We start from the raw sequence: 11,471 nt of genomic DNA on the forward strand, positions 1-11,471 counted from the left end.
AGCGTTAGTTCGATTCCTTGATCATGCGTCCCGAGCTGGCCTGGATCGGCCGGGCGTTGAGCGGATACATGCGGGAAAACAGCGCCATCTGAGCCGGTGAGGCTTGCATCGGCTGCTTCATCACCAGCCACAGCACGCCTTCATTGCAGGGCGGCGTAGTGAGCGATCCCATGAACGTGAAGTAGTCGCGCCGCTGCGGCAGCACTTCGGCCACATCGAGCACCACGTTCGGATTGACGACATCGAGCTTTTCCAGCGGCAGGTTGTTCCACACGGTCTGGATCATATTGTTTTGCTTGCCGCGTTCGAGCAGCACCGCCAGCACCGCCAGCCTGCCCTCCGGATCCTTGTGATGCATGTGCACCACCATCTCGAAGCCCTTGCCGTTGACACGCTCCTCGGACGGGCGATGGAAGTGGAACTGCTGCAGCTCGTACGAGCGGTTTTGCACCGTGATGAAATTACCGCCGCCGACCGTCACCTGCACGGTGTGGCCGTTATCGACCACGCTGAACCCGGACGGCTTGTAATCGAAGGTAATCTGCTCGAGGTCGACCTTCATGCCATCGCGCAGGTCGATCGGCGACTGGCGCGTTCCGGTGCCGCACTTGGACCACGCCGAATTGATCTTGCCCCAGTTGGCCGGACCGGTCTCGCCTTCGTACGACCAATGCTCGCTGTGGAACGGGCGCGCCGGCGACGCCTGGGTGATGGCGACGATCGCCTCGCGGCGCGAGACCGACGCCTTCCTGGCTTTGGCGGCAGCGGCCAGGCGGGCGGCCTGGTTGGCGCGCATGACGGCCAGGCGGGCGGCGATCTTGGCCGACAGTTCGGCTTCGGCATCGGCCTCGCTCAAGGCTTGCGACGCGGCCTCCTTGGCCGACGGCGCAGCCGCCGGTTTGCTGGTGGCCAGCGCCGCCAGCTTGATGGTGTCGGCGGTCAACGGCTTGGCCGCCGGCTTGGCCGCCGCCTTGGCGCCGGACGAAGCGGCCGCGGGAGGATCGTTGGCGCCTGCCGTCGAGATGGCCAGACTGCAAGCAAAGAGGGCGATCAGGTTGCGCATGATGTTCCAGAAAGTAAGAAATACAGTCTGGTTATCGGCGGGTGCGCGCGGAAACTTGAGTCCACAAAGCAACATCGGCGCGAAAATGTCGCGCCGATGGGGAAGTGCTTAACGGCTGAGCATCTTGCGGCTGACTTTGTACAAGCCGCCGAGGGCGAGCGGCACGACGGCCGCGCCGACACCGAGCAGGACGATGAGGGTCAGGTTATCGCGCACGATCGGCAAGTTGCCAAAGAAATAGCCCGCCGTCACCAGACTGACTACCCACAGGAACGCGCCTGCGAAGTTATACAGCTGGAAACGCGCATGCGTCATGTCCGACACGCCGGCCACGAACGGGGCAAAAGTGCGCACCACCGGCACGAAGCGCGCCAGGATGATGGTCTTGCCGCCGTGCTTCTCGAAGAAATCGTGGGTGCGGTGCAAGGCATCCTTGTTGAGCCAGCGGTAATTATGGGTAAATACGCGTTGCCCGATGGCTTCGCCGATCCAGTAATTGAGGGTATTACCCGTGACGGCTGCGGTGATCAGCAGGCTCATCAGTATCCAGTAGTCCAGCTCCCCGGTGGCGCAAGCCGCACCCGCAATGAACAAAAGCGTATCGCCAGGAAAGAAAAACAGGACTACCAGGCCGGTCTCGCAGAACACGATGGCAAACAGGACGGCGTAAACGTAGACACCATACTTGGCCAGCAACACTCCCAGCGTCTTATCGACATGCAGAATCATGTCGAAGAATTGCATCAGATCCATAAATATCCTAAAAGGTAGCGCCGCATAATAACATCACTCGGTGCCAAAATTTGTATCTGCCGGCGGGGGAATGGCAAGAAATTCAGGCGCTTCAGAAGTTTCCTGACTGGCCATCTTGCGGATTACAATTGTCGCCAGCGGCGCAGCGGACGCCATGCCAGCAACCGACCTGGAGACAACAGATGGATGTATTACATGGAATAAACAAGGCAAGCCTGCTCGCGGCCCTCGTCGCCGGCGGCCTGGCGCTGCCGGCGCACGGGGCGCGGCCGGCCAAGGAACTGGCGAGCAAGCCGACCGTGGCCGACGTGGTCAAGGCATCGAAGCCGTCGGACTGGCGCGCACTCGATCCCGACAACACCCTCTATATGGAGGTGCCGGGCGGACGCGTGATCATCGAGCTGGCGCCCACCTTCGCGCCCAGGCATGTTGCCAATATCAAAACGCTGGCGCGCGAAAACTACTTCGACGGCCTGGCGATCATCCGCTCGCAGGACAACTGGGTGGTGCAATGGGGCGACGCGGACGAAAAGAATCCGCGTCCGATGAAAAGCGCCAAAGCCACCCTGCCCGCCGAATTCACGATACCGATGAAAAACGACGTCCACTTCACACGCCTGCCCGATCGCGACGGCTATGCGCCGCGGGTGGGGCACTCGAACGGCTTCCCGTCGGCGCGCGACCCCAAATCCGGGCAAGCCTGGCTGACCCACTGCTACGGCATGGTCGGGGTGGGGCGCGACAATGGCGCCGACAGCGGCGGCGGCTCCTCGCTGTACGTGGTGATCGGGCACGCCCCGCGCCACCTGGACCGCAACATCACGGTGGTGGGGCGGGTCATATCCGGCATGCCGCTGCTGTCGATCCTGCCGCGCGGCCCCGCGCCGATGGGGTTTTACGACAAGCCCGAGCAGCACGTCCCGATCGCCGCGTTCAAGGTAGCGGCCGACGTGCCCGAAGCCGAGCGCAGCAAATTCGAAGTGATGCACACCGACAGCGCGGCCTACAAAGCGGCGGTCGAAGCCCAGCGCAACCGCGGCGGGCCCTGGACCAAGGTCGCCGCCGGTCACATCGACCTGTGCAACGCCCCCATCCCCGTGCGCGAACAGCAATAATTTCCTAACCGGGGTCAGAGCTCCGAATCGAAATTTTTTTGTTTCCTAACCGGGGTCAGAGCTCTGACTCGAAACTTTTTTGTTGCACAACCGGGGAAAGAGCGCGGTTGTGCAGCATCCGCGCAACACTTCCCCTGCCCGCCTCGCCGATGTCGTAGCCTATGTCGTAGAACGGCGCCCTGTTCACAGTTTGCGCTGCCCGGTTTTACAATGTTTCGAGTCAGAGCTCTGACCCCGGTTGTAGGAACGTGACTCAGGTGATGAGAACTCGGGGCGCGCTGCGGCAATCGCCGGAGCAGGGGATATAATTCGCGCATGAACGCTCCAATTTCCGCGCACCGCCCGATCCAGGCCCTCCCCGACCAGCTGATTTCGCAAATTGCCGCCGGCGAGGTGGTCGAGCGACCGTCCGCCGTGGTCAAGGAGTTGCTCGAAAACGCGCTCGACGCCGGCGCCACCCAGATCACCGTGCGCCTGGAAGAAGGCGGCGTGAAACGCATCGCGATCACCGATAACGGCCGCGGCATCGCCCCCGACCAGCTGCCGCTCGCCCTGGCCCGCCATGCCACTTCCAAGATCGCGTCCCTGACCGACCTGGAAAACGTGGCCACCCTCGGCTTTCGCGGCGAGGCGCTCGCCTCCATCGCGGCCGTGGCCGCCGTCTCGCTCACCTCGCGCACCGCCGATGCGCCCCACGCCTGGGAAATCGTCGGCTCGCATCACGGCACCGTCGCGCCGTCATCCGGCGCGCACGGCACCACCATCGATGTCCAGGACCTGTACTTCAATACGCCAGCCCGGCGCAAGTTCCTCAAATCGGAACAGACCGAATACGGCCACTGCGCGGAAGTGGTGCGGCGCATCGCCCTGGCGCGCCCGGACGTGACCTTTTCGCTGTCGCATAACGGCCGCACCATCGATCACTGGAACGTGAGCGAGATGGCGCGCCGCAGCGCCCATATCCTCGGCAGCGATTTTGCCGAGGCGCGCCTGGCCATCGACGAATCGGCCGGCCCCCTGCGCGTGCACGGCTACGCCGGTCTGCCGACCGCGTCCAAGGCGCGCGCCGATGGCCAGTTCTTCTACGTGAACGGGCGCTACGTGCGCGACAAGCTGCTGGTGCACGCAGTGCGCGCCGCCTACCAGGATGTGCTGCACGGCGACCGCTTCCCTTCGTACGTACTGGCGCTCGACCTCGACCCTTCGCTGGTCGACGTCAACGTGCATCCGTCCAAGATCGAAGTACGCTTTCGCGACAGCCGCGCGGTGCACCAGTTCGTGTTCCACGCGGTCCAGCGCGCGCTGGCCAAAACCTCGGCCACGGACCACGGCAGCGTGCCCGCGCCGCAGATGGCGGCCGAGGTGGGCGGCACGTCGTCGTGGCGCCGCGAGCATGAGCAGACCAGTTTCGGCGCCCAGCTCTCGGCCACCTATTCGCCCTCGCCCTACCCGCCCGGCAGCCGCTACGACAGCCCCGGCGTGGCGCAGACCATGGACAGCTACGGCGCTCTTTTTTCCGGCGCTTCCGGCAGCGCCGACGCGGCCTCCGCGCCCGTCACGCCCTACACCGCACCGGCGCAGGGCATGGCGAACGATGAATACCCGCTCGGCTTCGCCCTGGCCCAGCTGCACGGTATTTATATACTGGCCCAGAACACCAAGGGCCTGGTGCTGGTCGACATGCACGCCGCGCACGAACGCATCTTGTACGAGCAGCTGAAAAACGCGCTCGACGCCCAGGTCGGCGGCCAGGAGATGCAGGTCCAGGCCCTGCTGATCCCGGTGACCTTCTTCGCCGACGCGGTGGAAGTGGGCACCGCCCAGGAAAACCGCGAGACCTTGCAGGCGCTCGGCTTCGACATCGCGGCGCTCTCGCCCACCACGCTGGCGGTGCGCTCGGTGCCGGCCCTGCTCAAGAACGCCGACGCCCAGACGCTGGCGCGCGACGTGCTGCGCGATGTGCGCGAATTCGGCGGCTCGCGCGTGCTGATCGAGCGCCGCAACGAGCTGCTCGGCACCCTGGCCTGCCACACGGCGGTGCGCGCCAACCGCATCCTGAACCAGCCCGAAATGAACGCCCTGCTGCGCCAGATGGAAAGCACCGAACGCGCCGACCAGTGCAACCACGGGCGCCCGACCTGGGTGCAGCTCGATATCTCATCGCTCGACAAGCTGTTCCTGCGCGGTCAATGACGATGCGCCAGACCGACACCACGGCCCCGCTGGCGCAGTACGCGCATGCGCCGATCCTCCTGCTGATCATCGGCTTCCTGATGCTGCAGCCGCTGTCCACCGATTTGTACCTGGCGTCGCTCCCGAGCCTGGCGACCGGCTTCGGCGCCCCCGCCGCCACCGTGCAACTGACGCTGTCGATGTTCGTGATCGGCTTCGGCGGCGCGCAGCTGGTCATCGGCCCGCTGTCGGACCGCTTCGGCCGCCGCCCCGTGCTGATATGGGGCTTGTCGCTGTACGTGGTGGCCAGCCTGCTGTGCGCCGCGGCGCCGAATATCGCCCTGCTGATCGTGGCGCGCTTCCTGCAGGCGCTGGGCTGCTGCTCGGCCGTGATCGTGGCGCGCGCCATCGTGCGCGACGCGTATGCGCCGGCCGACAGCGTGCGCGTGATCGCGCGCGCCAGCTCGTGGATCTCGCTCGCGCCGCTCACCGGCCCCATTCTCGGCTCCTACCTGCAGGTGGCCTTCGGCTGGCGCGCCGCGTTCGTTGCGCTGTCGATCCTGTCGGCGCTGCTGCTGGCGGCGGTCGTGCTGCGCCTGCCGGAGACCAATGCGCATAAAAACCCCAAGGCGACCGAGCTGCGTGGCCTGGCGGCGAATTACCGGCTGGTGCTCGGTTCGCGTGAATTCTGGGCCCATGCGCTGCCCGGCGCGCTGTCGTTCGGATCGATCTTCGCCTTCATCTCGGGCTCCTCGCTGGTGCTGATCGGCGTGCTCGGGGTGCCGACCGAGTGGTTCGGCTACTGCTTCGCGGTCGGCGTGTCCGGCTACCTGACCGGCACCATCGTGTGCCGCCGCCTGCTGCCGCTGTTCGGCGCGGCCGTCACGCTGCGGATCGGCAGCACCATGTCGCTGGCCGCCGGCGCGGTGTTTGTGGCCGCCGTCGGCGCGGGCCTGGCGCATTGGAGCGTGGTGGTGCTGGCCATGTTCATGACGATGGGCGCGCACGGCGTCAATTTTCCGGTGTCGCAATCGGGTTCGGTGTCGCCCTTCCCGCAGCAAGCCGGCACCGCCGCCGGTCTGATGGGCGCCTTATATATGAGCGTGGCGTTCGGCGTGGGCACCGCCGTCGGCGCGAGCTTCGACGGCACCCTGTATCCGCTGGCGCTCATGTCGTGCGCACTTGGCCTGGCCGTGTTCGCGTCGGTGCGCGTGACCGCCACCCCGGTTGCGAGGGCCACGCCATGACGATGAAGCCATTGGCCGTTGCCATCATGGGCCCGACGGCGTCGGGCAAGACCGCCGCCGCGCTGGCGATTGCAAGCGTCATCCCCGCCGAGATCATCTCGGTCGATTCGGCGCTGGTGTACCGCGAGATGGATATCGGCACCGCCAAGCCCACGCCCGAGGAACTGGCCAGCGCGCCGCACCACCTGATCGACATCATCGACCCGACCGAGTCGTATTCGGTGGCCCAGTTCCGCGACGATACGCTGCGCCTGGTGGCCGAGATCAGCGCGCGCGGCAAACTGGCGCTGCTGGTCGGCGGGACCATGATGTACTTCAAGGGCCTGGCCGACGGCCTCGATGACCTGCCGGTGGCCGATCCGGCCCTGCGCGTGCAGCTCGATGCAGAGGCGGCCATCATCGGCTGGCCCGGCATGCACGACAAGCTGCGCGCGCTCGACCCGGAAACGGCCAACCGCCTCGCACCCAACGATGCCCAGCGCATCAACCGCGCGCTTGAAATCATCGCCCTCTCGGGTAAGCCGATGTCGGAACTGCTGGCCAAACGCGAAAAAACCGCGCTGCCGTTCGACCTGCTGTCGTTCGGGCTGGAGCCGCTTGATCGCAGCGTGCTGCATGCGCGCATCGCCACCCGCTTCGACCAGATGCTGGGCGCGTGCGACGACGCCGGCATCGTGGCCGAAGTGATGGCCTTGCGCGCGCGCGGCGACCTGCATCCGGGCTTGCCATCAATGCGCTGCGTGGGCTATCGCCAGGCGTGGGATTATCTCGATGGCAAGATCGACCGTGCCGCCCTGCGCGAAACCGGCATCATCGCCACCCGCCAGCTGGCCAAGCGCCAGCTGACCTGGCTGCGCTCGATGCCGGAGCGCGTGGTGATTGATTGCCTGAGTGACAACCCTGCCGGGCAGATGATGGACATAATTGCGGGCCGGCAGCAAAAATAATCACATGGCCTTGACACGCAAAATGCGGATCTCTATAATCTTGGTCTGTCGGGTGATATAGCTCAGTTGGTTAGAGCACAGCATTCATAATGCTGGGGTCGGTGGTTCAAGTCCACCTATCACCACCAAAAACATGGCAAAGTATGACCAAGTTTGCCAAGAAACCCCTAAGAAATCAAACGCTTAGGGGTTTTTTTACGCCTATAGCGCCAAAGTTTGCCCATTGACACCTAGGTATTTTGGGGGCAGTCTTGGGGGCCAAACCGATGCCCCAAAAAGGCGATGCCCCCAAGATGCCCAAAATTGTTCTACCTCTCACTGACAAAACCCTCAAAAATGCCAAGGCGAAGGACCGCGCGTACAAGCTTGCTGACGGCGGCGGGCTCTACCTGGAGGTGATGCCAACCGGCGTGAAGCTATGGCGCATGAAGTTCAAGCAGGCCAACGGTAAAGAGAGTCGCCTGTCGTTCGGTTCCTACGACGAGGTGTCGCTCGCCGAGGCCCGTGAGAAGCGCGACGCGGCCCGCAAGCAAATGGCCGGCGGCGTGGACCCGGCCCAGGCCCGCCGCATCGAGAAGCAGCAGAAAGCAACACTAGCGAGCAACACGTTCGAGGCTGTGGCGCGCGAGTGGCACGCCAACAAGCTGGATTCCTGGCAACCCCGCACGGCGGCAAACATCATTCACCGGCTGGAAGTCGACGTATTCCCGCTGATCGGGCGGCACCCAATTGCGGAAATCAAAGCTCCGGTCATCCTGGACGTTCTACGCCAGATCGAGAAACGGGGCGCTCTCGACATGGCAAAGCGCCAGGGGCAAGTGTGCGGCCAGGTGTTCCGGTACGCCATCGCATCGGGCAAGGCCGACACAGACCCCGTGCCGAGCCTACGCGGCGCTCTCAAGCCCACCGCAGGCGGCCACCATGCCGCCATCACCGCCGACGACCTGCCGGACTTCCTGAAAGCCTTCGCCAAGATCGAGGGGCGCATGTTCGTGCCGACCAAGGTCATGTTCCGGCTGATGATGATGACCTTCGTGCGCACCAGTGAGCTGACCGAGACGCCCTGGTCAGAAATCGACCTGGTGAACGAGTCCTGGGTGATCGACTGGCACCGCATGAAGATGGGCAAAAAGAAGGTCAACCCGCGCAAGGTCAACCACCATGTGTTCCTGCCGCGCCAGGGCTGGGCGCTGCTGCGCGAGCTGCACGAAATCACAGGTGGGAACAAGTACCTGTTCCCGAATCTGCGGGATCACACGAAGTCGGCGACGAACTTCGGCATCCTGGCGGCACTCAAGCGCATGGGCTACGCCGGCAAGATGACCGGCCACGGGTTCCGCTCGCTGGCGATGGGGGTCATCAAGGAGCGTTTGGGCTACCGCCATGAGGTTGTCGATCGCCAGTTGTCGCACGCGTCCGGCGACGCCTACGGCGAGGCTTACGACCGGGCTATGTTCATGGATGAGCGCCGCGTGATGATGCAGGAATATGCGGACTACCTGGACGCCGTGGCAAGGGCTAAAAGTGAGCTTTCCTAACTGGGCACCACCAGAGATTATTGAGTACCTTACCGAGCTTAGCGACTATCGGAGACTCGGCGTGCTTAGCGAAGATGAGGCGGCAATTACTCTGCGCTTTCACGAGATGTGGACACGGCTCATTACACGGACGGAAATGGAACTTGTGTGGCGCTTCATTATTGGCTTAGACAATCAAGTCATATGTACATTGCGAACAAATGGCGGGCTGATAGCTACCGTTAATAGGGCGATGCGAAATTACGAGGAAAACCCGAAGTTCACACAAAGGGGATACAAGGAAGAAATGCAAGAGATTGCCAGGCTTGCCGATATCCTTGCGCGCAAGTTGAGCAAATTCAGCAATGCGGGTGCGTCTTACAACCCTTTTCCTCTGCACTCTTTGTTGGATAGCGAACAGATTGAACGTGCCCGCCTGATGATGCACCCTGACATACTCTCGCGCAGACGGACATTAGCGCCGTTTAGCCTGACATACTACTTGCCGGCAATTGACAAGCAATTGACGCGCCTTTCCAAGAATGCAATAGAAGAAGCAGTTCAACAGTCGAACAAACTGAGGCTACCGAGGAAAGTGAACGACAAGAACACTTTTCGAACCTATTTCACCAAAGTAATTGTAGATTTTTTCTTCATCACGTACGCGGATTACTCACCTTCCCGTATCGCTATCTTTTGCAGTGTGGCGCTCGACGACCCGGATATAACTCCGAATCTAGTGGGTAAAATTTTTCCACTTGGGAATGAAGAAAAGGAAATGCTTAAACTGAACAAGGCACAACCGGAAGATTAGCGCCGGGAAATCCGTGTAATGCTCCGCGACTCACAAAGCTTCAATCGCTAACCTTTGCATCAATCCGCTGAACTATGGCGGCAACATGCAAAGGTAGGCAACCATGGCACATTCGACCGCAGAACTTAGCAAGACCCTTCCAGTTGACGGCATGAGCCGTTGGAAGCAGATAGAACCTTTCTCCCCAGTCAGCCGTGAGAAATACCGCCAACTGGTCAATGCCGGCAAAGCGCCCCCAGCTCACCGCCTGTCGGAGCGCTGCACCGCGTATCAGAACCGTGAGCTGCACCGTTTCTTCGCGGACCCCGTGAACTACACGGCCGAAACTAAATGAGCGCCGCCAGCATGATTTGCTTGACCGAGCGCACTTTTTCGGTCTATTCTGGTCGTCACGGGTTTAGCAGCTCGAAACGACAAAGGCGGACGACCGCCACCTGGCGGTATTTTTTCGTCCGTACCATTGCGCCTTCTATGAGCGGCAGTGGGGGGAGGCTTCGGCCTGCCGGTTTCCTTTGTCACCGGTCTGCTAACCCGCCACTGTCGCTCACCCCGTTTAGCAGCGGGTTGTGCGGTTTAAAAACCGACAAGGAGGCAACCATGCCTAGCACCAACACGCCAGTACAAATCCCATCCGAAATTATCAAGCGCATTGCCGGCTATTCCAACGCCGTCACCGCCCTGTTTGAAACTTACGACTTCCTCGCAGCAGCAGACCAAACCGACATCCTCGCCGTCGCCGGCAGCATGTCTGATGAGATTGCCCGTGACCTGGCTGCTCTGGTCGGAGGTGCAGCATGAGCGCCCCTGTTGCGGTGGAACTCCCTGTGCCTCCGTACCGCTACGACGGCGGCAACCTGGCCTTCGCCAACCACGATCAAAAGCCGTGGATCTATTTCGTTGACAAGAACGGCGAGGAGTGGCTTGCCCATTCAGTCGAGTCGGTATTGCGTGTTATCGACCAGTTCCAAGAAACCGGACGCGGCGGACGTGAACAGCTTCTGTTTGCGGCTGCGATTCACTACGGCATGGACGCGTACGCGCTGATCGACGGTCGAGACTTCCAACCACGGGCGGAGGCGTAACAATGCAAGCGACCATGACCAACATCGAGGCCGAGTTCGGCGCAGCAATGGCCGTCTACGACCTGGCGCCGGCCGAGATCATCGCGGACGGCAAGCGCCGCCGCTTTGATGCCGCCGACGACAAGAAAGGGAAGAAATCCGCCTGGTACATCCTGTATGGCGACGGGGTGCCAGCTGGGGCATTCGGCAACTGGAAAACTGACCTGTCGGAGAAGTGGTGCGGCAAGTCTGACCAGAAAATGACGCCGATCGAGAATGCCGAATACCGGGCACGGGTGGACAAGGCCCGCCAGGAAGCCGAGCACACGCGCCTACAGCTCGAAGCCGACGCGGCGGCGGTGTGCGTGCGCGTCCTGGCTGGCGCCCAGGAGGCGACCGACGACAACCCGTATTGTGTACGCAAAGGGATCAAGCCTTACGGCCTGAAAGAGTTCAAGGACAAGCGCACCCTGATCGTGCCGATCCGCGATGCTGCCGGCGCGGTCACCAGCTTGCAGTTCATCTATGAGGATGGCACCAAGCGCCTCAAGTCGCACGGCAAGGTCAAGGGCTGCTACTACAGCTTCGGCGGCAAGCCAACCGATACCCTGCTGGTCTGCGAAGGGTTCGCTACCGGCGCCAGCCTCTTTGCTGTGACGGGCTACCCCGTGGCGGTCGCCTTCAACGCGGGCAATCTGGAGCCAGTAGCCAGGGCGCTTCGCGGCAAGCTCCCAGGGGTCCGCATCGTCGTGTGCGCTGATGACGACCGATTCAATGAACAA

Annotated in this window: 12 protein-coding genes and 1 tRNA gene; 11 read left to right on the forward strand and 2 right to left on the reverse strand. The window is 62.6% G+C overall.

The features are described 5' to 3' along the window. Positions 1-4: 4 nt before the first annotated feature. On the reverse strand, positions 5-1,063 hold the full coding sequence (locus RBA40_RS23025; RefSeq protein WP_306650251.1) for a carbonic anhydrase: 1,059 nt from the start codon (positions 1,061-1,063) through the stop codon (positions 5-7). Positions 1,064-1,171: 108 nt separating this feature from the next. Then, positions 1,172-1,816 (reverse strand): VTT domain-containing protein, encoded by a 645-nt coding sequence (locus RBA40_RS23030; protein ID WP_099875254.1) that lies wholly within the window; start codon positions 1,814-1,816, stop codon positions 1,172-1,174. 182 nt (positions 1,817-1,998) lie between these two features. Between RBA40_RS23030 and RBA40_RS23035 the strand changes: the two genes are divergently transcribed. From RBA40_RS23035 to RBA40_RS23085, 11 genes are all read left to right on the forward strand, one after another. Continuing rightward, positions 1,999-2,931 carry a peptidylprolyl isomerase gene (locus RBA40_RS23035; RefSeq protein ID WP_306650252.1) on the forward strand — a complete coding sequence of 311 codons (933 nt, stop codon included), beginning with the start codon at positions 1,999-2,001 and terminating at the stop codon, positions 2,929-2,931. A gap of 315 nt (positions 2,932-3,246) precedes the next feature. Then, on the forward strand, positions 3,247-5,124 hold the full coding sequence (mutL, locus tag RBA40_RS23040) for a DNA mismatch repair endonuclease MutL (RefSeq protein WP_306650254.1): 1,878 nt from the start codon (positions 3,247-3,249) through the stop codon (positions 5,122-5,124). Next, positions 5,121-6,350, forward strand: a complete 1,230-nt coding sequence (locus RBA40_RS23045; RefSeq protein ID WP_306650255.1) for a multidrug effflux MFS transporter — start codon at positions 5,121-5,123, stop codon at positions 6,348-6,350. Before mutL ends, RBA40_RS23045 begins: the two co-directional genes overlap by 4 nt. Next, positions 6,347-7,297 (forward strand): tRNA (adenosine(37)-N6)-dimethylallyltransferase MiaA, encoded by a 951-nt coding sequence (miaA, locus tag RBA40_RS23050; RefSeq protein WP_306650257.1) that lies wholly within the window; start codon positions 6,347-6,349, stop codon positions 7,295-7,297. Before RBA40_RS23045 ends, miaA begins: the two co-directional genes overlap by 4 nt. A 51-nt stretch (positions 7,298-7,348) precedes the next feature. Continuing rightward, positions 7,349-7,425, forward strand: a tRNA-Met gene (locus tag RBA40_RS23055). A gap of 138 nt (positions 7,426-7,563) precedes the next feature. Beyond that, positions 7,564-8,835: a tyrosine-type recombinase/integrase gene (locus RBA40_RS23060; RefSeq protein ID WP_306650259.1), complete on the forward strand. Its 1,272-nt coding sequence runs from the start codon at positions 7,564-7,566 to the stop codon at positions 8,833-8,835. Further along, the gene (locus RBA40_RS23065) at positions 8,822-9,628 is read left to right on the forward strand and encodes a hypothetical protein (RefSeq protein ID WP_306650261.1); all 807 of its coding nucleotides are present in this window, start codon (positions 8,822-8,824) and stop codon (positions 9,626-9,628) included. The genes RBA40_RS23060 and RBA40_RS23065 overlap by 14 nt, the downstream gene beginning before the upstream one ends. Positions 9,629-9,731: 103 nt before the next feature. Next, positions 9,732-9,962 carry a helix-turn-helix transcriptional regulator gene (locus tag RBA40_RS23070; protein ID WP_306650263.1) on the forward strand — a complete coding sequence of 77 codons (231 nt, stop codon included), beginning with the start codon at positions 9,732-9,734 and terminating at the stop codon, positions 9,960-9,962. Between the two features lie 263 nt (positions 9,963-10,225). After that, positions 10,226-10,426 carry a hypothetical protein gene (locus RBA40_RS23075; RefSeq protein WP_306650265.1) on the forward strand — a complete coding sequence of 67 codons (201 nt, stop codon included), beginning with the start codon at positions 10,226-10,228 and terminating at the stop codon, positions 10,424-10,426. Further along, a complete protein-coding gene (locus tag RBA40_RS23080; RefSeq protein ID WP_306650267.1) occupies positions 10,423-10,710 on the forward strand; it encodes a hypothetical protein in 288 nt (95 codons plus the stop codon). Before RBA40_RS23075 ends, RBA40_RS23080 begins: the two co-directional genes overlap by 4 nt. 14 nt (positions 10,711-10,724) lie before the next feature. After that, positions 10,725-11,471 (forward strand): toprim domain-containing protein (locus RBA40_RS23085; RefSeq protein ID WP_306650269.1); only part of this gene is annotated, 747 nt, incomplete at its 3' end.

The organism is Massilia pseudoviolaceinigra, from assembly GCF_030846505.1.
Lineage (GTDB): Bacteria > Pseudomonadota > Gammaproteobacteria > Burkholderiales > Burkholderiaceae_D > Telluria_A > Telluria_A violaceinigra.

Coding starts and splice junctions, on each gene's coding strand:
- RBA40_RS23025 (WP_306650251.1), bottom strand. CDS start 1,063: ATGCGCAACCTGATCGCCCTCTTTGCTTGCAGTCTGGCCATCTCGACG.
- RBA40_RS23030 (WP_099875254.1), bottom strand. CDS start 1,816: ATGGATCTGATGCAATTCTTCGACATGATTCTGCATGTCGATAAGACG.
- RBA40_RS23035 (WP_306650252.1), top strand. CDS start 1,999: ATGGATGTATTACATGGAATAAACAAGGCAAGCCTGCTCGCGGCCCTC.
- mutL (WP_306650254.1), top strand. CDS start 3,247: ATGAACGCTCCAATTTCCGCGCACCGCCCGATCCAGGCCCTCCCCGAC.
- RBA40_RS23045 (WP_306650255.1), top strand. CDS start 5,121: ATGACGATGCGCCAGACCGACACCACGGCCCCGCTGGCGCAGTACGCG.
- miaA (WP_306650257.1), top strand. CDS start 6,347: ATGACGATGAAGCCATTGGCCGTTGCCATCATGGGCCCGACGGCGTCG.
- RBA40_RS23060 (WP_306650259.1), top strand. CDS start 7,564: ATGCCCCAAAAAGGCGATGCCCCCAAGATGCCCAAAATTGTTCTACCT.
- RBA40_RS23070 (WP_306650263.1), top strand. CDS start 9,732: ATGGCACATTCGACCGCAGAACTTAGCAAGACCCTTCCAGTTGACGGC.
- RBA40_RS23075 (WP_306650265.1), top strand. CDS start 10,226: ATGCCTAGCACCAACACGCCAGTACAAATCCCATCCGAAATTATCAAG.
- RBA40_RS23080 (WP_306650267.1), top strand. CDS start 10,423: ATGAGCGCCCCTGTTGCGGTGGAACTCCCTGTGCCTCCGTACCGCTAC.